This window comes from Candidatus Babeliales bacterium (assembly GCA_035944115.1).
Lineage (GTDB): Bacteria > Babelota > Babeliae > Babelales > Vermiphilaceae > DASZBJ01.
In genome coordinates, this window is sequence record DASZBJ010000009.1 from 1 (window position 1) to 22320 (window position 22320).

Annotated in this window: 17 protein-coding genes; 6 read left to right on the top strand and 11 right to left on the bottom strand. The window is 40.1% G+C overall.

What is annotated here, in order from left to right; all coding sequences use genetic code 11:
- Positions 1-431: 431 nt before the first annotated feature.
- From VGT41_00580 to lepA, 8 genes are all read right to left on the bottom strand, one after another.
- Entirely contained in the window at positions 432-1529 is a 1098-nt protein-coding gene (locus tag VGT41_00580) for a metal ABC transporter permease (protein ID HEV2600767.1), read from the bottom strand.
- A complete protein-coding gene (locus VGT41_00585) occupies positions 1526-2380 on the bottom strand; it encodes an iron chelate uptake ABC transporter family permease subunit (protein ID HEV2600768.1) in 855 nt (284 codons plus the stop codon). Before VGT41_00585 ends, VGT41_00580 begins: the two co-directional genes overlap by 4 nt.
- Before the next feature lies 1 nt (position 2381).
- Positions 2382-3116 carry a metal ABC transporter ATP-binding protein gene (locus VGT41_00590; protein ID HEV2600769.1) on the bottom strand — a complete coding sequence of 245 codons (735 nt, stop codon included), beginning with the start codon at positions 3114-3116 and terminating at the stop codon, positions 2382-2384.
- A 112-nt stretch (positions 3117-3228) separates the two neighbouring features.
- Positions 3229-3813, bottom strand: a complete 585-nt coding sequence (locus VGT41_00595) for a hypothetical protein (protein ID HEV2600770.1) — start codon at positions 3811-3813, stop codon at positions 3229-3231.
- 83 nt (positions 3814-3896) lie between these two features.
- The gene (locus VGT41_00600; protein ID HEV2600771.1) at positions 3897-4346 is read right to left on the bottom strand and encodes a hypothetical protein; all 450 of its coding nucleotides are present in this window, start codon (positions 4344-4346) and stop codon (positions 3897-3899) included.
- Positions 4347-4461: 115 nt separating this feature from the next.
- Positions 4462-5556 carry a hypothetical protein gene (locus tag VGT41_00605; protein ID HEV2600772.1) on the bottom strand — a complete coding sequence of 365 codons (1095 nt, stop codon included), beginning with the start codon at positions 5554-5556 and terminating at the stop codon, positions 4462-4464.
- A gap of 27 nt (positions 5557-5583) precedes the next feature.
- Positions 5584-6549, bottom strand: a complete 966-nt coding sequence (locus VGT41_00610; protein HEV2600773.1) for a zinc ABC transporter substrate-binding protein — start codon at positions 6547-6549, stop codon at positions 5584-5586.
- 330 nt (positions 6550-6879) lie between these two features.
- Positions 6880-8706, bottom strand: a complete 1827-nt coding sequence (gene lepA, locus VGT41_00615; GenBank protein ID HEV2600774.1) for a translation elongation factor 4 — start codon at positions 8704-8706, stop codon at positions 6880-6882.
- Positions 8707-8953: 247 nt separating this feature from the next.
- Between lepA and VGT41_00620 the strand changes: the two genes are divergently transcribed.
- From VGT41_00620 to gyrA, 3 genes are all read left to right on the top strand, one after another.
- Positions 8954-11563 carry an AAA family ATPase gene (locus VGT41_00620; protein ID HEV2600775.1) on the top strand — a complete coding sequence of 870 codons (2610 nt, stop codon included), beginning with the start codon at positions 8954-8956 and terminating at the stop codon, positions 11561-11563.
- A gap of 294 nt (positions 11564-11857) precedes the next feature.
- The gene (locus VGT41_00625) at positions 11858-13732 is read left to right on the top strand and encodes a hypothetical protein (GenBank protein ID HEV2600776.1); all 1875 of its coding nucleotides are present in this window, start codon (positions 11858-11860) and stop codon (positions 13730-13732) included.
- 256 nt (positions 13733-13988) lie between these two features.
- Entirely contained in the window at positions 13989-16616 is a 2628-nt protein-coding gene (gyrA, locus tag VGT41_00630) for a DNA gyrase subunit A (protein HEV2600777.1), read from the top strand.
- Positions 16617-16716: 100 nt separating this feature from the next.
- Here gyrA and VGT41_00635 read toward each other — a convergent pair whose 3' ends face one another.
- Together VGT41_00635 and VGT41_00640 are read right to left on the bottom strand one after the other, a co-directional pair.
- A complete protein-coding gene (locus VGT41_00635) occupies positions 16717-17361 on the bottom strand; it encodes a hypothetical protein (GenBank protein HEV2600778.1) in 645 nt (214 codons plus the stop codon).
- A gap of 160 nt (positions 17362-17521) precedes the next feature.
- Positions 17522-18073: a hypothetical protein gene (locus tag VGT41_00640; protein HEV2600779.1), complete on the bottom strand. Its 552-nt coding sequence runs from the start codon at positions 18071-18073 to the stop codon at positions 17522-17524.
- 126 nt (positions 18074-18199) lie between these two features.
- On the opposite strand from VGT41_00640, the gene VGT41_00645 reads away from it, so the two are divergent.
- On the top strand, positions 18200-18355 hold the full coding sequence (locus VGT41_00645) for a hypothetical protein (protein ID HEV2600780.1): 156 nt from the start codon (positions 18200-18202) through the stop codon (positions 18353-18355).
- Positions 18356-18359: 4 nt separating this feature from the next.
- Here VGT41_00645 and VGT41_00650 read toward each other — a convergent pair whose 3' ends face one another.
- Entirely contained in the window at positions 18360-20036 is a 1677-nt protein-coding gene (locus tag VGT41_00650; GenBank protein HEV2600781.1) for an endonuclease/exonuclease/phosphatase family protein, read from the bottom strand.
- A 175-nt stretch (positions 20037-20211) separates the two neighbouring features.
- Here VGT41_00650 and dprA point away from each other — a divergent pair, with 175 nt between their 5' ends.
- Both dprA and rpmF read left to right on the top strand, forming a co-directional pair.
- Positions 20212-21387: a DNA-processing protein DprA gene (gene dprA / locus VGT41_00655; GenBank protein HEV2600782.1), complete on the top strand. Its 1176-nt coding sequence runs from the start codon at positions 20212-20214 to the stop codon at positions 21385-21387.
- A 114-nt stretch (positions 21388-21501) separates the two neighbouring features.
- Positions 21502-21777 carry a 50S ribosomal protein L32 gene (gene rpmF, locus VGT41_00660; GenBank protein HEV2600783.1) on the top strand — a complete coding sequence of 92 codons (276 nt, stop codon included), beginning with the start codon at positions 21502-21504 and terminating at the stop codon, positions 21775-21777.
- Positions 21778-22320 lie beyond the last annotated feature (543 nt).

A 22320-nucleotide genomic window follows, 5' to 3' on the forward strand; every position in this document is an offset into this window, starting at 1 on the left:
TGTGATAAAAAGGGTTTTCTTACGCAGTCATTGCGAGGAACGAAGCAATCTAGCCTCGTTAATAAAGGAGATTCTCATACAAATCTATCCAATCAGGATTAATGGTTTTTATTAGATGTAGTTTTTGCTCTCTTGAACCTCTATTATTATGTAGTTTCAACTAATGATTTTGATGGAGCACATTTTTATATAAGGATTGACTCTATTTCTAAAATATTAGATTTTTTTGAAACATCAGATATTACACACGAAGCGATTTATAGTATGGATCTTACTAATCCTAATATTACATACGAACCAAAGGATTCAAGCATTAATTTGCATGTTCTTCCTTATGTGTTTTTAAAAACTTATAAAGCCATTAAGAATAATGATTTTCCTGAGTATCTTGATTATTGCGCATGAAATTTTTTCTTTATTCAGAGAAGTAATCAAATTTTCTTGCAATATTGGTTGGTAGCTGCAATTCCATAGTCCGTGATTGCAATGACATTCGTACTTTTTAGTATGAGTTGCTGTGAGAGTGCATATTCGATTGTTGCAGTGGTTTGTGTATGCGACCAATTGAGATTCTGTGCTATAGTCGTTGCGCTATGGTATTTGTCTTTATGTTGTATGAGGTAGGTGCATAGGATCATGGCAAGCATATTGTTGTATGCTGCACGATGAAAAAATGTGCTGTGTAAAATTCCTTTTTGCGGTGCGAATAAAAAGCTGCATAAAAACATACAGCCATGGACCGTTGCGATTGATCCCGCTAAGGACACATCTGCCCAATGTGCGAGTAAGTAACCAATTAAAGTTGCAGTAGTTCCCAACGCGCAACTTAAAAATAAAAGGGAAGATAGGCGGGTTGTCAGGAGATATGCGGTGGCAGCTGGTGCAAGCATCAAGGTTACTACTACAATTGAACCAACAAGATGAAAGCTACCAACTGCGGTGATGCTCGCTAAGATCATAATCGCGTAGTACAACGTTGTTGGATTGCAGTGTACTGTTCTGGCAAAAGTAGCATCGAAGGTGGTTAGTAGGAGCTCTTTGTAGAAACAGATAATAAAAGTAAGATTAGCAAGCGTGATGCTGATCATGCTCCATAAGGCTGAAGGCCCATAATCGTGCCCTGCAATAACGAGCCTGGTAAATGGAGTGAACGCCAGTTCTCCTAAAATTACCATATCGGTATCTAAATGTACGTTGCGGGTGTACTTACAAATAAGTAAAATTCCTACGGAAAAAAAGAGTGAAAATACAAATCCGAGTGCAGCATCTTTTTTCAGTCGTTTGCTCTGTATAATGAGCTCTGTTAGCAGTACCGTTGCAATGCCAGCAAGGGATGCGCCAATAATCAGAAGCGGCGAATCCAGTTTTTTAACGAATAAAAACATGATTACAATGCCGGGTAGCACTGCATGACTGATGGCGTCGCTCATTAATGCAACATCTCGTAGTATGAGAAATGTCCCAATGGTGGTGCATGCGATGGTAGCGAGTGCTGCTATGGCAAGAATTTCTGCGGTCACGATGTTCATAGTTGTGCTTTTTGGGTAGTGCTTAAGCAAGAAAGTAAGACGATAACGCTTAAACAAATAACAATAGTTGGTCCTGTCGGTATATGATCAAATGAGTTGCTGATGAGTGATCCAATAATGCCGCACGTTCCACCAATAGTTGCAGATAACAATGCCATGATATGGAGATGATGAGTCCATTGTCGTGCAGCTGCAGCAGGAGCAATGATGAGTGCACTCATTAGAATTACTCCTACCATTTGTAGGCCGATGATGATTGTGCAGAGGAGTAATGTAGTGAGCAGTACATCAAAAAAAATTACACGATGTCCGGTAGTATGTGCAAAAGAGGGATCGAATGTAGTGAGTGCACATTCTTTAAACCAGATTGTCAGACAGGTAAGTACTAGTAGTGCAATGGCGCTTAGATAGATTAGATCGCTTACTAAAATAGTAGAGGCATTACCAAAAATAAAATTATTAATGATGGCGGCATGGGTATGTTCTTGTTGTTGGATAATGGTGATGAGTACCAGTCCTATACCGAAAAATACAGATAACATAATTCCCAGCAGCGTGTCAGTTTTAATGGTAGTTTTTTTTGCGATATATAAGGTCAGTGCGGTTGCAAGTGTGCCAGTACAAGCACCACCAATTAAAAGGGGAAATACTGTTTTTTGTGGTGAATACAGAAAGGCAATTGCAATACCAGGCAGAGCTGCGTGTGATATTGCATCACCAAGGAGCGTTTGTTTGCGTAATGTTGCAAATACTCCAATAGCACCTGCCGTGGCTCCTAAAATTCCGGTGCCCAGCATAACAATACACAGCGTATAATTATGAATAAACCAGAGATACATTGTTTGTACCATGTTAGATCTGCATATGTAGTGAAATGTCAGTGCCGTATGTTGCGCTGATGTAATCAGGAACAAATACATCATCAATAGAGCCGCATGCAATTTTTTCTATATTTAATAAAAAAAGCCAATCAAAATAGTGGCGTACTGTTTGTAGATTGTGATGTACCAAAATGATTGTTTTTCCTGCATCCCGCAATGTCTTTAATACAGACATGGTTGTTTTTTCGGTGGTCGTATCGACCCCGATAAAAGGCTCATCTAAAAGATACAATGTTGCATCTTGCAGAAGTGCGCGTGCTAGAAAGATACGTTGCTGTTGGCCGCCAGATAGGTTGTTTATTGCATGGTTAGCATGTGATAAAAGCCCCACTTGATCCAGAGCATGTAATGCAGCATCGATATCAATTTTTGTAGGGCGCTTAAACCAGCCAAGTCTGCCATACCGTCCCATAAGGACTACGTCAAGCACAGTTGCAGGGAAATCCCAGTCAACCGTTGATCGTTGCGGTACATAAGCGATTTTATGGCGATGTTGTTCGTATGAGCCGCCGAGGATGGTAATGTGTCCAGAAACTGGTGTTGTGAGATCGAGAATCGATTTTATTAAGGTACTCTTACCTGCTCCGTTGGGACCAATAATGCCAAGAATAACACCCTGTGGAATTTCTGCGGTGATATTCCAGAGCACCGGTTTGTTGTTATAGGCAACGGTGAGATTGTTAAGGGTTATTGCACAAGAGTTCATAATAGTTTTTTTATTGATTCCATATATCTATAAAACCAGTGTAGCAGATATGGTTTATAAAAAAAGAGAGACTGATGTTGGCCAGTCTCTTTAAGGGTATATGCATTAAAAGTTATTTGCGACGTTGCGCTTGCAGGCGTTGAGCTTGAGCATGTTGAGCTTGAGCGATAGTTCTGATCGCCTGTAATTTTCTTAGTTGTTCGTAGGCGCTAATAGACATTTGTGCATGGGTAGCAAATGTAAGCACTGTCGCTATAGGTGGAGGTACCAGTTTTTTTTCTTTTGCTTTTTGTATTGCCAAATGTGCAGCAAGTCCAATCGCGGGATTCCACCGAGATAAAGATAGAAATGCATTTTTTGCCCACGAGGAATAAGATGGCACATCGCTTGGTTTTGTATTGTAGACCCACCGTTTAGGGAAATCGTTTATTAACACCGTAAGTTCAACTTTCATATGAGGGAAAACTGCGTAGAGTGCAGCGAATGTATTCGCGTGTACTGCTCGGCATTGTGTTACAAGTCGTCTGTCTGGTTTACTTTCTGCAACTGTATCTATATCTATGGATGCTGTCGCTAAATAAGCTGTGTAAGATTCTCGTATGCTTGCTGGGTCTTGCGGTGCAGCGGCGTGCATGTGTGTAGTAGATAACATGAGGGTGCTTGCCAGTGTTAAAAAATATAGTTGTATGTGCTGCATAATAAGTAAATCCTTGTCATTGAGGTTGGTGATTTGAGAATTATTTGGCTATAGTGTAACGATTATCTACTGTTTCGCAATCCTTAATGAGAATGGCCCGTGCATTGTATTTGTCTATGCATATGCAGTTTCTTGAAGCGTGGATCAGCCTCTAATCTTTTTATTTCAGTGTATGTTGTGTGAAATCGTTTGATTTGTACACCAATGCTTACAAAAGCATATAGAGTGGTAAACTTTCGCGCATCGTTGATTTTGGTGTGACATACAACTTCTTTTTCGGCTAATTGGTCGATGATTGTTCCTAAAGCAGCCCAGATTAATGGGTTATAGCCTGACCGTAGCATGTTCTCCATCCAAGTGTAAGGAGCAGGCTGTAGATATCGAATTTCTTCATCTGTAGCTCTTCTTGGAGTCTGAAGTGCACCGTGTTGGACAAGTGCTGGAAGGTCGGCATCGCTTTCAGCAGAAAATAATTGCGTGCTGGGGATAATCAGTAGAGTTACAACAATTAAAATTAATTTTGTGTATTTCATAGTAGATCTTTTGTGGTTGAGATTAGTGTTTTTAAAAAGTAGTGGCCTACAGTGTAGCGACTATTTACTATTTAACAATGCATTTGTAATGGTGGTTTGCCAGCACTTCGTAACTTTAGCGCAGCCTAGCAGGTTGATTTTTTTTCTCGGCGAGTCGTTTAATGTGCACACCGGTGCTGATGGCGAATTGCCCGAACGCACCCAATTGCATAGCAGTGATTACAGCAGGTGGTGCAAGTTTTCTTTTTTTTACTTCGATTGCAGTTGCTGCTGCAACAATGCCGATTAATGGATTCCAGCGAGACAAACAGGTGTCTTTTGCCCAAGATGTATATGATGCTGTGGGAGTAGTTTTTGTCGAACTGGATGAAACAAGATCTTCTAGGGTTGTGTTATCAAAGATTGCCATCGGGAATGCTTCTTGGTAGGTCTTGATTGTTTGATTATAAACGAATTTACACGTACTCCTAAGATATTTTTTCTTTTGTTCAGGTTTTTTTTCGCTCCATCCAGAATCATCTATTTTTGTTTGTATTGCTTCAGTGACTTTAGTTATCACAGTTCTATACTCTGAGAGGATTGCCGTTCGCGTATCGAGTTCCAAGGGATCTCTTGGTTTTTTTTGAGCGCGTAATTGTTTTCTTCTTTCGGCGATTAAAGATCTTGTTTTATTGAGTTTCCAGAGATATACAATAACGCCTAAATACCCTTGTATAGTTGCAAGAAGGGTGAGTGTGGGTGGTACGATTTTTTTTTCTTCTGTTGCCACAGCTATTAATACTATGAGGGAACCTATTACTGGGTTCCAACCGGATCTCCAATAGGATTCGAATATTTCTTTTGCCCATTCTTCATATGAAGGTGTAAAAAAATGTTGTTCGATCGTATTGTTATGACATGTATCAGGGTCGACTGCATCTAAGGTTACTTTATACATTGTATTGCATATCATAGAGATGCATGTGTCTTTATTTTCATTGGTATACTTCCACATCCATGTACTGTTTTGTGAGAAATCTGGCATTTGATAATAGAGTGCCATCTTATAAATTAAGAGATTTTGTGTTTCACGGTCGAGAGGATTAGTGGATTCATCGTCAGAAGAAGAGCCATCAGTATTAATGATAGGCTCACCATCAGCGGCATGTATTTGTTTCAATGATCCGTTTAATAGGATTATGAGCATTACAATTAATGGTGTGTATTTCATCGAGGAACCTTTTTGGTATGTTGTGTTTTATGATGTAGGTATAGATGTATGATCACGATTCAATAACGCTTGTGTAATGGTATCGACCGTGTACTGCATCATATCAATGTACGTAGCAGCAGGGCTGTCTTTTGTACCTAATGCATCTGAATATAATTCCTCGCCGATTGCAACGGGCCAGCTACGTGCATGAGCACTTTGTTGTACTGCTTGAATGGTGCGTTGTGGCACTGATGATTCTACAAAAATAGTAGGGATTTTTTTTGATACAATAAGATCAACCAATTTTTTTATGTCAGCCGTTCCTGCTTGCGATTCGGTGCTAATACCTTGTAGTCCTACAACATCAAAATCATATGCGCGGCCAAAATAGTTAAATGCATCATGTGCAGTAATCAGTATGCGTTGTTCACGAGGAACGATCTCTATCTGTTGGGTAATTCTGACGTGCACATTGTGTAATTGTTCGAGGTACAGATCTGCATTGTTAGTGTACAGTGCAGCATGTGCAGGGTCATGTGTGATTAATGTGTCGCGAATGAGTGTAACGACGTGCATCCAGAGGGTGATATCAAACCAGATATGAGGATCATATAAATTTTCAAATTCGGGTGATTGGAGCAGTTGATTTTTGGGCAGCGCATCGGCGATGGCAATAGTTGTTTTGGTAGATAATTTTTCTAGAATTTCTGCTAATTTACCTTCTAAATGGAGTCCATTATAAAAAATAATATCAGCAGCAATAAGCGCGTGAATATCACTTTCTCGGGCGCGATAGGTATGTGGATCAACCCCTGGCTTCATTAATCCTTTTACTGCAATCAAAGTCCCACCAATTTTTTGTACAGCATCGGTGATCATGGTAGTGGTACATACGACGAACAATTTGTTTTTACTGTTCGTCGTATGCTTTGTTTCTTGTATTAAATAGAAGGCGATTGCAATTGGGAGCGCAAGTAGAATAATGATGTAAAAAAACTGATTTTTATTCACGGAATTCCTATGCTGGTTTATTGGCTAATGTGCGATCCGCAATCTGCAAATATTGATCAGAAAAAGTAACTTACAATCGTCGTCGCGAGCCTGCGTGGCGATCCAGCTTAATAAAATTGTGATAATACTACAAATCAAAAATTTATATTGAATAATGAGGGTGAGGGCATGAACTTTGAAGGCTGGATCGCCACGCTCCGCTCGCGACGACGGGCGGATATCATTGTAATTGCCGCTAAAACCATCTGTTTCATTATTTTCAATACACGTATTGATTTTCTGACGAACCCATCAATCCTGTTTTTGGTATGTTTTATTTTGCACTAATTATTAACCGTCTTTTTTCAATATGCTCATAAACGCTTCTTGTGGAATCTCTACATCTCCAACTTGTTTCATGCGCTTTTTACCTTTTTTCTGTTTCTCAAGGAGTTTGCGCTTACGAGAGATGTCACCACCATAACATTTTGCCGTTACGTCTTTGCGCAGAGCAGACACGGATGTACGGGCGAGAATTTTTGCACCGAGCGCTGCTTGTATTGCAACATCAAACATTTGGCGGGGGATAGATTTTTGTAGTCGTTCTACCAATTCTTTTCCAAGATCGTATGCCTTATCGCGATGTACTACGCAGGAAAGTGCATCAATTGGTTTTTTATTAATAAGGATGTCCATTTTGACCAAGTCTCCCGGATCAAATCCTGCCTCTTCATAATCAAAGCTTGCATATCCAGAACTTAATGATTTCAAAAGATCATAGAAATCGGTTGCAACTTCATTCAGTGGAAGTCGGTATTTCAGAATAATGCGATCTTCATCAATATATGATAAAGAGATTTGTACGCCCCGTTTTTCTTCGCACAGCTTAATCATGTTCCCGAGATATGCTTGCGGGGTAATGATGGTACCGATAATCATCGGTTCAAGCACTTCATCAATAAAGTTTGGTTCAGGGAAATCAGATGGGCTTTCTAGATTGAGAATTTCTTGATCTTTTTTCAGTCTAACGCGATAGAGTACGCTTGGTGCGGTTACAATTACTGATAAATCATATTCCTGCTCAAGGCGCTGTCTGAAGACATCCATATGTAGGAGTCCTAAAAATCCGCATCGGAATCCAAGGCCAAGTGCCGGAGAACTTTTTTTCTCAACAGTCACGCTGGCATCATTGAGTGTTAGTTTTTCAATTGCATCACGAAGTAGTTCAAAGTCTATGTTTTCAACGGGATAGATACCGGCAAATACCATCGGTTTTGCGGGTTTAAATCCAGGGAATGCGGTGACCGGCTTTTTGGCGTGAAACATGGTGTCACCAACGCGGGCTTCTTTTACGGTTTTCATGCCGGTGATAATGTAACCAACTTGTCCGGCGTATAATGCGTCCATTGGTTGTTCGTCTGGATACATGAGCCCAATCTCAAGCACATCATATGATAGTCCAGTATGTGCAAATGATATTTGATCACCTTTCTTTACCTGTCCATCATGGATCGCGATCAAACAAATAACACCGCGATATTCGTCATACCAAGAATCGAAAAGTAGGGCACGGAGCAGTCCAGTAGGATTTGTTTTTGGTGCAGGGATGCGTTCGATCGCAGCGTTTAAAATTTCTTTGATGCCGATGTTTGCTTTTGCAGATGCAAGTAAAATTGAGTCTTTTTCAAAATCGAATAGCTTATGCAACTGCTCGCTTATGCGGTCGGGATCGGCATTGGCCATATCAATTTTGTTGATAATAGGAATGATCGATAAATCTTGGTCAAATGCCAGATAAAAGTTTGCCATGGTTTGTGCGGCAACACCCTGCGCAGCATCAACTAACAGTAATGCTCCTTGGCATGCGTACAATGATCGAGATACTTCGTAGTTAAAATCAACGTGGCCTGGAGTATCAATTAAGTTAAGAAGGTACGTTTTGCCGTTGTAGTCATAAAACATAGAAGCGGTTTGTGCTTTAACGGTGATTCCGCGTTCTTTTTCCACCTGGAGTTTGTCTAAAAACTGCTCATTTTTTTGACGATCAGAGAGGGTGCCGGTTGTTTCAAGAAGGCGATCTGATAATGTTGATTTACCATGATCGATATGGGCAATGATGGAGAAGTTTCTGATAAGATCCGGTGTAAACAGCTTGAGATCAATTTTTTTAAGATCCATAATTTTTTATTTCTTTGTAAAGCTCATTTAATAATATTTTTTAATTGTAGGGGAAACCCTGTTTTTTGTCGAGAATGGGGATGGTTGTCATGGTCAGCGTTGGAATGGTTGAACGGAGCAGCAAAGGCGAGTCTTAATTGGCTTACTGGATCGATATGGCAACCTACGTTGTAGATAATTTACTTGTTATTATTGCACGCCAGTGATTATATTTTAACAGTATAATCTATATCAAGGAGAACAGACTATGAATGGTCAATTATTTACCGATTCGGTACAAGATTTACTCAATCAAGCCGCCAGAATTGCCAACCGCTACAACCATGAGCTACTTAAGCCAATCCACACTCTTGGGGCATGTCTGAACAATGACTTTTGTCTTTCATTTTTTAATGTTTTTGAAATTCCCGTCATGCAACTTCAACAATTAGTGGAGCATGAGCTCAATTCATTGCCGCGAGCTCATCGCGCACAGGTTGCCATAGACGAATCATTACAAGAGTTTTTACAAGCATGCAAGCAAGAGGCAGAAAGTTTAGGTGACCAATACATCAGCCTTGAGCATCTGTTCTTGCAATGGGTTACCACCAAGCATCTACCGGCATCTATCCGCTCTTTTTTTGCTGACCATGGCTTGACCAAAAAAGAGATCCTTAAGCAAATGGAAAATATCCGTCGTGGAAGAACTGCTGACAATCACAATGCAGAAAATCGCTATGAAACTTTAGAAAAATATTGCCAAAATATTACTACTCAAGCACGTGCAGGTAAGCTTGATCCGGTTATTGGCCGACATGAAGAAATCAGGCGGGTGATACAAATACTTTCTCGTAGGACAAAAAACAATCCGGTTTTAATTGGTGAGCCGGGTGTGGGTAAAACAGCAATTGTAGAAGGAATTGCGCAACGTATCGTCAACGATGATGTGCCTGAAGGTCTGCGTAATAAAACTATCTACTCTCTTGATTTGGGGTTGCTGATAGCGGGTGCAAAATATCAAGGTGAATTTGAAAATCGTCTCAAAGGGTTGTTAAAAGAGATAGAGGAAGGTCAAGAAAACATCATTCTTTTTATTGATGAACTGCATATGCTCATCGGTGCAGGTGCTTCTGGTGGCGGCATGGATGCATCAAACTTGCTCAAACCTGCCCTTGCGCGAGGCACACTTCATTGCATTGGTGCCACAACACTGGCCGAATATAAAAAATATATAGAAAAAGATGCAGCTCTTGAGCGTAGATTTCAAAAAGTACTCATTGAAGAGCCTTCGGTAGAAGACACTACTTCAATTCTGCGCGGGCTCCGGGAAAAATATGAACTCCATCATGGCATACGCATTAAAGATCAAGCGCTCGTTGATGCCGCAGTTCTTTCTAATAAATATATACCCGATAGATTTTTGCCAGATAAAGCAATAGATCTCATTGATGAAGCGGCATCTATGATTAAAATGTCTATTGATTCACAGCCAGAAGAAATAGATAAGCTCGATCGCAAAATCAGGCAATTGGAAATTGAAAAGCTTGCCCTTAAAAAAGAGTCTGGAAGCGCTATAGAAACACGTTTAACTGATTTGGAAAAAGAACTTGCTGAGCTGAAGGAACGGCATAAAACTCTCTACAATCAATGGCAGACACAAAAAGCACCTCTTGAAAAAATCAATAAAATAAAAGAAGAAATTGATGAAGCCAAAGTGGCTTATCAAGCAGCGGAACGCAGAGATGATTATGCAAAAGCGTCAGAAATAAAATACGGGAAGCTTGATGCTCTAGAAAAAAAATTGATCCAGGAGCAAAATAAATTAAAAAATATAGACACCACGTTAGTCAAACAAGAAGTTGACGAGCATGACATAGCAATGGTACTTGCGCGTTGGACAAAGATCCCCGTAGAAAAACTTACCTCATCAGAAACAAAAAAACTCCTGAATATGGAATCCCTACTGAAAAATAGAGTGATTGGCCAAGATGAAGCACTGCAAAAAGTTGCCCATGCGATTCAGGTCCATAGAGCTGGTCTTGCTGATCCGAATAAACCCATCGGATCGTTTTTGTTCTTAGGTCCAACCGGTGTCGGTAAAACAGAAGTCGCTAGAACGTTGGCTGACTTTTTATTCAATGACTCGCAAAAAATGATACGTATCGACATGTCTGAGTACATGGAAAAACATTCAGTTGCCCGCTTAATTGGTGCGCCTCCAGGCTATGTGGGGCATGAAGAAGGTGGCCAACTCACTGAGCAAGTTCGTCGGCACCCATATAGCGTGGTGCTTTTTGATGAAATAGAAAAAGCACATTCTGATGTATTCAACATTTTTTTACAGATTCTTGATGAAGGCAAATTAACTGACGGTCAGGGTAGAACGGTTTCGTTCAAAAATTGCATCATTATTATGACCTCCAATATCGGCTCCGAATTATTACTTGCACGTGGAACCATTGATGAAACAGTTAAAACAGAAATAGACAAACTGCTGCATATGCGATTTAAACCGGAACTCCTAAACAGAATCGATGCTATTGTTTTCTTTAAAGCACTGGATTTAGCTGATGTAGAAAAAATAGCGAGCATTCAAATAAAAGAATTGGAAAAAAAGCTTGCCGCAAAAAATATCAAGGCAACAATTACTGATGCATTAATTAACACTGTTGCTGAGCGGGGTTACAGCAAAGAGTTTGGCGCGCGCCCACTCAAACGGGAAATACACAACTTTATCTATGTTCCGGTGTCTCAATTTTTGTTAGAAAATCCAGATATTAAAGTAGTTAAACTCGACGCGGCTAATGGCGTATTGGAAATCTTCAGTGAAGATGTAAGTGTGCCAAAAACAGCAGCTAAAAAGAGTAAAACAGAATAAGAGCCTGTCTAGCACGTAGGTTTTCACCGATGTTAGCAGTCGACGCCAAATGATGGATGGATTGGGCCGTAGCCCAATCCATTCGACTTTAATGAGGCGTTTGGTATCCTAAAGCTTGAGTAAAATGGTATAAGGTCTAGCTAGCTTAGAGCCTATAAGGCTTAGTTATTTAAATGGGTTCTTTATAATATCTGCTTTTTAACTATATGTTTTTACCGTATGATGCTTGCGGTTTAAGGGTGTTTTTGCAAAGCAAGAAGTCTATAGTTTAATCATTATTTTTTAGGAAATTTTATGAATTACAATTCTCGTTATCTTACTGTTCGTTTTGGCTTTTTTATATTAATGCTTTTTTATCATATATGTTCAGATTGCAATGCAACTGATCACTGTCATTCTATCTTGCCGACTTCATCGGTTATTACACCAAAAGAGGAGCGCGATTTGGAGCTTGGTCCTTGCAACTCCCATGAAGGAATGCTTTCTGTCTTTGATAAAACCTATACCGCATCAGGTAAAAAACGGTTGATGCATAATCTAAAAAATCCAACAGCAGATGTTTCAGTGATTCACTCTCAGCAAAAAAAACTTAAGCTGTTTCTTGAAAATCCAGCATTGCTAGAAGAAACAAAAAGATTACTAGCACGTGTTAAAGGTGCCGAGCCTGATTTTGACTACTTTATTAATAATCAGGAAGATCGGATTGCATCCACGATTATTGATACATTTTATTTTAAAAATGATTATCTAAAAAAATTTAATAAGAGTAGCACAGCCCTTGATGCTCGTCGCTACGGCAAGCTGTTTGGTTTTGTTATGCCGTTAGGACATCATGCGCTTGGGGCCTTCCTGTCTCATTTAGTTCGGCAGAGTAGTGGGGATGATGGTATGCCGTCGCTCGTGGATGCTGCGCCGCACCATTCTCACCATGCTCACCATGGTCATCACGGTCACATAGATACTTGTTGCTCTCCTGTTCCAAAAGTTCCCGACGTGTTGCCCTATGCTGGCGTTTTGAATGCGTTAATTACCCTATATCAAGTAGGTACCGCTGTGCATGTTGCGATGGAGTTGGTGAATCTTAAAGAAGTATTGCAGCAAATGGGTTCAGAAACAGCTGTGTTAAATCAGCTATATAAGCGAGTTTGCGCAGTTAAAGGTGGTCTGCGTGCCATTGCAGAGTTAAATAATTGTGTGCAAAAGAATGATGATGCTTCAGAACTATTTGCTGCCTCAGATGCCTCCAATATTCAGTCTAAGGTTAATACGTTTGCTCCCATCATAGATGATACCTATTTTAACAGTAAACAATCGTTGAGGCGTCGCTCTCCTATTGGTAAAACCTTATATAACTATCAACTACTGAAAGAACAGTCAGCATCTTTAAAAGAGTGTATGGCAAGTGTAGCAGAAGTAGACGCACTTGTTTCCGTTGCGCAGTGGTACAAAGAACAAGAGATGCAGGGAGCGCCAGTCTGCTTTGCAGATTTCATTCCATCGTCTGATACGCCGATTATAAAATTCAAAGATGCATGGCATGTGGGCCTTAATCCTGCTACCGCTGTTGCGAGTGACATTGAATTGAATGCTGATAAAGGTGCCAATAAGCTCATTATTACCGGAGCTCATAAAGGTGGAAAATCAAATAAGCTAAGAGAAACAGGTCTTAATCTGGTTTTTATACACACGTATGGCTTTGCAGCAGCTCGTCAAGCGGAGCTTACGCCCTTTCATAAATTAATATCGTATATCGTTGTTTCTGATGATACAAAAAAAGACGCTTCGTCACTTTCAGCTGAATGGGTACGGGCAGAAGAATGTATTCATATGCTCCAGTCATTACCTAAAAATCAGTTTGCCTGTTTATTGGTTGATGATTCTTTGTTGACACATACCGATGCGAAGACATCTCTGGATGAATCTCGTAAGTTCTTAACCAAGGTCGGTACGTTTGCCAATAGTTGCGCTTTGATTGTGGTGCAACAGAGAGAGTTGACGAAATTAGGAGAGCAAGAAGGGGCAGCCTTTAAGAATTGTCGGATCAAGATGGGTGTTGATGAACAAGGAAGGCCGAAAAGTCTTTTTACGTTAGAAGATGGAGTTGTAGAGGAAGGGACTCTTTTAGATATTATTAAGAGAGATCATTCGAACTCCGTTTTGGATGAGTAATATTTGCGTATTTAACGGCCTCGCATGCAAAAATGCGAGGCCGCATTTATTATGATGGGTGTTGGCATCATCAGATATAAATTTTGAGATTTTTATTAAATTTTTTATAGTGGTTAGAGATAGTTGCGTCTCCTGGTTGTGATCGTGTATGTTCCTTGTGTTATGCATAGGTTAAATGTACACTATAATACGTAAAACTATGCATTATTTTAGCGTTAGTTGTATGGATAATTATCAACTGAAAGAGGATTAGTCTATGGCTTCATCAGATAATCAAGACAAAATTAAACATGAGGGTATAAAACCCGTTTTAATTGAACAAGAATTGAAAGAATCATTTCTTGATTACGCCATGTCTGTTGTTGTGAGCCGTGCAATCCCTGATATTAGAGATGGCTTAAAACCGGTTCACCGTCGTATATTGTATACGATGCATCAACTTGGGTTTCATTATAATAAATCGTATCATAAATCTGCCCGTATTGTAGGGGATGTGATGGGTAAGTACCATCCACATGGTGGCGACGCTATTTACGTTGCAATGGTTGGATTGGTACAAGATTTTTCTAAGCGTTATCCATTGCTTGATGGACAGGGAAACTGGGGATCGGTTGACGGCGATAATGCTGCGGCAATGCGATATACCGAAGTTCGAATGGAAAAAATTACGCAAGAACTGCTTGCCGATCTTGATAAAGAAACGGTAGAATTTGTTCCTAATTTTGATGAATCTTTGGTTGAGCCAACATTGTTGCCGAGTAAACTACCGCATTTGCTTATTAATGGTACAACCGGTATTGCGGTTGGTATGGCAACATCGATTCCACCACATAATATTGGCGAAGTAGTTGATGGCTGTTTGGCGATTTTAGCAAACGAAGATATTGCAGAAGAAGAGCTGTTTGATATTATTCCTGCTCCAGATTTTCCAACCGGCGGTATTATTTGTGGTCGTTCTGGTATTGTAAGAGCGTATAAAACAGGTCACGGAAAGTTGATTTTACGTGCAGTCGTTGAAATAGCAGAGACTAAAAAGGGAACCAGTCTGATTGTCACTGAGTTGCCCTATATGGTTAACAAATCAGATCTTACGATTAAAATTGCAAATTTAGTGCGCGATAAAATTGTTGAAGGTATTGCAAATATTAAAGATGAATCAGATAGACGTGGTATGCGTTTAGTGATTGATCTTAAGCGAGGCGAAGAGCCGGCAGTCGTTTTAAATCAACTGTATAAACATACGAATTTGCAAACATCAGTTTCAATTTTGATGTTGGGATTGCTTGATAATAAGCCAATGGTATTTACGCTTAAGCAGATGCTCCATCATTTTGTTTGTCACCGCAAAGAAGTTGTTTATAAACGAAGTGTTTTTGATGTGCGTAAGGCTCGCGAGCGTGAACATTTGCTTACCGGGTTTGTGATTGCACTTAAAAACATTGATGAAATTGTTGCGTTAATTAAGCAGTCAGATTCAGCAGATGATGCGATTGTAGAACTGAACAAACGATTTATGCTGACTCCGGTCCAAGGTAAAGCGATTTTAGAAATGCGTTTGCAGCGCCTTACTGGTCTTGAGCAAGAAAAAATTCATGCAGAGAAAGAAGAGATAAAAGCAGACATCACACGCCTTCAAGAGATTATTGATGACGAATTGGTGCTGAAAAAAGAAGTAGAAAAAGAGCTTGTTGATATCAAAGAAAAATATTCTGATCCTCGCCGTACCCGTATTGAAGGTGCAGTAGATATTTTAACGGAAGCAGATTTGATCCCTGACGAAGACGTGGTAGTGACATTAACTACTAAGGGATATATCAAACGAGTGCCGGTAGAAATATATGGTGTGCAGCATCGTGGCGGTAAAGGTAAGATGGGTATGGCATCATTGGAAGATGATATAGTACAAAATATATTTGTTGCTAAAAATCATGATGAGTTGCTGTTCTTTACCAACCTTGGTCGTGTCTATTCGATGACGGTGTTTGAAGTGCCAGAAGGTTCTCGTATCGCAAAAGGACGTGCAGTTATTAACTTATTACCGCTGCAAGAATTTGAGCGTGTTGTTCTTTTAATTTGTACGCGTGACATGGAAGGTAAATTCATGGTCATGGTAACAAAAGAAGGAATCATTAAACGAACTGATGCGATGGCATTTGCAAAAATTCGTACTACGGGTATTCGCGCAGTGACATTGCATGATGGTGATGAATTAGCGTTCTGTGCAATTAGCAATGGTAACAGTTCTATTGTTTTAGCAACGGCGAATGGTCAAGGTATTCGATTCAAGGAAGATGAAGTTCGTTCAATGGGACGTCAAGCTGCCGGTGTGATTGGTATTCGTTTAAAACCAAAAGATCACGTTGTTGGTATGGAAGTGCTTTCTGATGGACAGGATATTTTATTTGCTACCGATCGTGGATATGGTAAGCGAGTAAGCGTAGATGATTTCCGTGTTGCGCATCGTGGTGGTTTTGGTGTACGTACTATTCCAACAACTACTCGTAATGGAAAAGTGGTTGGCTTAGCATTGGTTAGCGAACGTTCTAATATTTTGTTAATTGATCAAGCGGGTAAAATTATTCGTCTGTCTCCTTCAGAAGTACGTACTATGGGACGCCAAGCAAAAGGTGTTCGTTTAATTCGTCTTGATGAAGGGCAGTTGTTATCTGGTATCACAGCATTTGAAGAAGATGAGACTGGAGAAACATCTGCAGGTGATATTTCTGCTCCGGTTACTGGTTCTGGTGAACGGGTGAAGATGTATGCTGCTGATGGATCGCAGTCGGTGTCTTTTGACGGCTTTGCTCAAGCAGATGATTTTTCATATGAAGAGTCAGAGGAGCTTGAAGAAGAATCAGATGAAGATACAGTGATGTTTGATTAAAGTGATTTGTTATTAGAAATATGCATTAATAAAGGAACGAGGGGTTGATTAGAAAATCAACCCCTCGTTCCTTTATTAACAAAACGTTTTTAGTCAAATGCTATTTTCTACCATTGGTAAGAGCTCTTTGTTGTTGTCCAACACTGTGTGCGTTGTGAAGGTTTCGAGCGGCCCTTTTACTAGCGGTCAGAGCTTTTTCACTGTCGCTCAATGCAGGGACTTCAGGTTTGTAGGGAGCTAGTTTTGGTTTTACCGGGGTAGCAGATCCTAGTTGTGCTCGTGCCTTCTGTAGGGCTTTTGCAGTTTCTGCGCGTTTGTTTTTAAAATTATCTTTCGCAGCCTTTAATTTTGCTGCTTCTGCTGCTTCTAGGTTTTGCAGCTGTTTTATCTGAGCTTCTAATTGCGTTCTTTGTTCCTCCTTTTCCCGTCGTCGTTGTGCTTCCTTCGCTCTGCCTTCTTCTTCACATTGAGTCCGTGCAAGACCATGGGCATTTTTAAGATTCGCTTGCGCTGATTCTATGAGCAGTAAGAGTGACTGAGGATTACCCTGATAAGCATCGTCATCAGATAGGCATTCATTAAGCGCCAAAAGGTATTGAACTGTTGAGGTTCGTGGGCTCTCTGATCCCTCTGCGCCACCAGCTAAAAATTGAGGAAACTCATTCTCGTTTGCAGCATGCATAGTGCATGTGGAGGTGATCGTTAGCCCAGTTAACAGCAGTATGTGTAATTTTGTATAATTCATAAGGAATCCTTCTGTTTAATGAATGTTGTTTGTAACCGTAATAAGAAAAGAATCTTTGACATGCGCATATCGTGGCAAGAGGATAAGGTGAAAAAGGTTACTTGTCTACTCTTATTTGTATTACATTCTATGAAATTATGATTGTATAGACAAATTTGTTTTAGTCATTGGTATGTGTAATAGGTAATCTGTTCTGCATGGATTGGGCAATAGTGGCAACATTGGTATTAAGATTCATAACCAGTATATGAAATGCCTTTGCATGATTATTGTGTGGGGTTCTCAAATGTGACTGATATCCGTGTAACACGTTAGTTAAATGTATATATGGCATTGTAGAGAAGGTATTTTGTAAGCCTCGTTGAGGGCTAGAAGACTTACGTTTGGGACTATATATGCGTTTAGCGTGGAGCGTGGCAGCAGCTAAATCTTTCCTCAGGTCTATGATGATTTGATTGAATGTTTCTGGATTCTCATCTGAGGTGCATAACTTATCTATGGTGTCTTCTAACAAATTAGCAAGCACTATTCCGGGGTTTTTAGATTGCATTAAAGCGTGAAGCGCAGTAACGTCATAGTTTTTAAGTTGTGGTGAAAGGCCGGGTGTGTTGTCGCTGGCTGATACTATTGTCATAGGTGACACAAGAATGAGTATTGCTAATAACAGAAAGTGAAATGTTGTTTCACAACAGAAAGTGAAATGTTGTTTCACACATGAAATGGTCCTCGTATCAATTTAGATAGTATGTTGCGGGAAGAGAGTAAGGCGAAATGCATGCATTGTCCATAGCGTTTTTTATTTTTTTTACATGTTATAGCTATTTGTTACAATAAAAATATGAATATACATGAAACTATTTTGCATCTATCGCTGATTGATGGCGTTGGTCCTGCAAAGATAAAACAAATTTGTGATTATAAACCGGATGCATTTGAGCTCACTGATCTGTATTCGCTTTCTGCATCAGATGTCACACGGTTATTTGGATTTTGAGTCATTATATTCCGCCAAATATATCAAATAATGGATATTCAGTTTCTTCGTTCCCTTTTTTGACGGGCGTTTGTTGAGGAGCTTGTGGTTGCAGAACCTGTTTTTTTGCTGGTTGTGCAATGGCATAATCAAATTCTGCTCCTATAATTGCGTGATCTGAGTAGAATGTTCGATCCCGATCAGAGGTAGCTGCTCCATTATTCCACGGATGTCCGCTGGTTAAAAGTCGGTCGGGGAATTGATCTATCTCTGGATACGTATTGCCTGTTGTAAGATGTAAATTTTTATAGAAAATGTAATCTATACCTTCCATTAGGGTTATATAGTTCTGGGGAGATTGTTCTACCTTTCCCAGAGCAGTAAATCGTTTATTTTGGGCAGTGGTCCCTACACCAGAATCGATAAATCCTGCGGCTTTCAGATACCCTAATCCTTCTTGGGTAGATTTAGATTGGGGCTGGTTATAGTTCATATTAAAGTCGCCAGCTATGATCCATCCCATTGCAGGATAAGGTTGAGCAACAGCGTCAATATCAGAAAGAAGTTGTTGAACTTGTTTTGGTTTTCCCCATTGGATATGCGCGCTGACAATACCAATATAGCAGCCAGGATGATCTATAAATTCAAAAATGGCTCCTAGGTAGCGTCCATTAGCGATATTTTTAGCATTAACGCTAGAATCAAATATCGGTGTTTTTGGAATAAATTTTTTAGAATTATAATAGAGATCTGCAGAACCTGTTTTATATACAATATCTGTTATTGCCCCATTCCGAAGGAGACCATATTTTAAGGAAAAATAATTGGTTCCCTTTGGAGTATTTAATCCTCCTTCAATTTGTCCATGAGGATGCTCTTGCATCATGATGAAATCTTTGGCTTCAAGTTGCAAGGAGTTCCTGAAGGCTGCATTAAATAGTTTTTGCCTATTGGCAAGGGGTAAGATATTTGCTTTACGGTTGATATTTTTGTTGAACCATGCTTTATAAAGAGACTCTGATAGCACATTTGATGATGCGATTGTAATTGTCTCTTTGGCGAGTGGTTGTACCAGTGCAGCGCCTTTAGGTAGCGGTAGGGCTGCAGCTGCATGATGAACTACTTGACCAGCGTTGGTTGTTAAGGTATTAATCCATTTTTGATCAAAAGGATGCCATGTATTGTTGACTGGATCATCAAGATATTTTTGTATGAATTGCATTTTCTGTCGAAATTTTTGAAATACTTCGGGTCGCATAAAGGGGTTAAAAGCGGCTTTTCTTTGTGCATAGATAAATTCCTCAGTTTGAGGAGAATATGTGTAGTAACTAGGATCGGTAGGACGTACTTTTATCGAGGCTTGTTTTTTCCAATAATAGAGACCAGAAGGAACAGCAATATATTTCGAAGAGTTTTGGTCCATCTCGGTGCTGATATAGTGGAAATTAGCAAGTCCATCTATAGCTATTTCAGGGATGCTGTCTTGAGGGTCATTGAGCTCTATTAATATTGCATCATTATTATGGGGCGTTTGTAACCAGAAGACTTTGGATTCACATTGGCCAGGTTTTATAACTCCTGGCGCTTTATAATATGCTTGGTTGATTGGTCTTAGTTCTGGTAGTCCTGCTGCTCCGCATAATTGTAATGGTAATCCTATGATGAGTGTGACTACACTAACTGACAGTATTTTTCGTAACATGACAACCCCATTTGTTTTTTTATTTGTTCTATTTTCCTATAATTATAATTTGTTTTGTTTTCTAAAATCAATACTTTAACGAAAGGCTCTCTATCTTTAGACAATCTTTTAAAAATGTTTGGTACAGAATGAGGGGACTTTTTTACATGTTCCCACTATTTGTTACAATAAAAACATGAATATACATGAAACTATTTTGCACCTATCGCTGATTGATGGCGTTGGTCCTGCAAAAATAAAACAGATTTGTGATTATAAACCGGATGCATTTGAGCTCACTGATCTCTACACCATTTCTGTATCAGATATCACACGGTTATTTGGATTTCCATACACAGTTGCGGATGCGATTGTACGTGGTTTATCAGATCGATCGTTGCTTGAAAGAGAGCTGGGGCTGATAGAGCGGCATCAGTTTTCATGGATCACTAATTTGGATGAATCCTATCCTCCTCTGCTTAAAGAGATACATGTACCGCCAGCGATACTCTACTATCGCGGAGCGCCGCTGTATGACCCAGTGGTTGGGCAAACTAATATGATTGCTGTGGTAGGGGCGCGTAAAGCGAATCAGTATGGTCAGCGGGTTATTAATCAGATTGTTCCCGAATTAATAAGTAGGCATTGGACGATTGTTAGTGGTGGTGCTTTTGGTATCGATACTATGGCCCACAAAGCAACCGTGGAGGTCGGCGGTAAAACGATTGCGGTGCTTGGTTCAGGATTATTATGTGAATATCCGCACAGCAATAAACGCCTTTTTAATGAGGTAGTCGCTACGGGTGGCACGGTCATGAGCGCATTTTCTTTGCAAACAGAGCCACTGCCCGGCAACTTTCCTGCGCGCAACAGGATCATTGCTGGGTTAAGCCAGGGGTGCTTGGTGGTACAAGCAGCTGAAAAAAGCGGCGCACGGATTACTGCGCAGTATGCGCTTGAACAAGGTCGGGAGGTGTTTGCTATTCCTGGGCAGTTTGACGATGAGCTGAGTGCCGGATGCCATGCGCTTATCCAAGAAGGGGCTACGCTGGCAACCTCAGTACATGATATTTTTGCTGCGTTTGGTCACCAGCAGGTAAAAGAAACTGTTGATGAACACCTCGACCAGCAGTTGGTGCTGCCGGGCATGAGCAAGAAATCTCAGGAAAAATCGGTGGAGCCTGCGCACCACTATGATAAAAATAGCCCAGAATGGATGATTTTACAGGCATTATTTCGGCCTCAGACGGTCGATGATTTGATGACCATTACCCAACTAGGCCTCTTTGAAATGAATGCAAAGTTGTTTGAGTTACAGCTCGCAGGGGCAGTCAGTCAGAATTTCACGGGCCAATGGGAGCGAAAAATATAATAATGATACTTGCAGAGTAGGCAATACTTTTTGCTCTTTTTTTGAAAATCGTATACAATTTGATAGTTATTTATTGAGAACTATGAACTTTGAGCTGTTTTTTGGAGACTTTTCATGCCAGTTCCTAAACGTAAGCGTTCGCATTCGCGCAAATATAAAAGAAATGCTAATAAAGGGTGGCACCCAATGGCCATTACCGGTTGTAAAAATTGCCAATCCCCTCTTGCTACACATGTGGCTTGCAAAGAATGTGGCTACTATAAAGGGGTAAAAGTATTAGAAACTAAAACTGATCGCTTGCTAAAACGTGGTAAAGCACAGCAAAGCAAAGCTACCCGTACTGCGGCAAGAAAGCCTGCTATGGATGCATCAGCAGAATCAGAACAGTAACTGTTTTGCCTATCTAGGTTAAGATTATTAAAGGGATACTCTTTTGAGTATCCTTTTTTTATGCGGGGGTGGTGGGCCATAGATTTAATTAACGTGGGTTCGATGTAATAAACACTAGAAAACATCACACTCACAATATCCTCTAGGCGACATTAGTTTCCGATAGTCGTTGCGAGTCTACGAAGCAATCCAGGGGTGCAGAGCAATACCCACGAAAATAACCCATACGGTTTCTATAATCAACATTCGAAGTATAACTATTGAAGCCTGGATTGCCGCGCAGGCTCGCAACGACTGGGGGCAATATTTTTTGCTCCTATTGTTAGGCTTTTGTAGATATGAAAAAAAACATTTTTACGCCGAACTCACGTTAAAATAATTAGCTTCACGCGAAGTATAGCCATGATCTTGCAACAGTTTTGTAGACACAAGGAACCTAGAGTGGATTACCTCTGTCGCCGGTAAGGCGAGCTTCACCCTACTGCTCCTATAAGATATTTCTGTTCAAACTCATCCGGCGTTAGATAACCTAATGTTGAATGG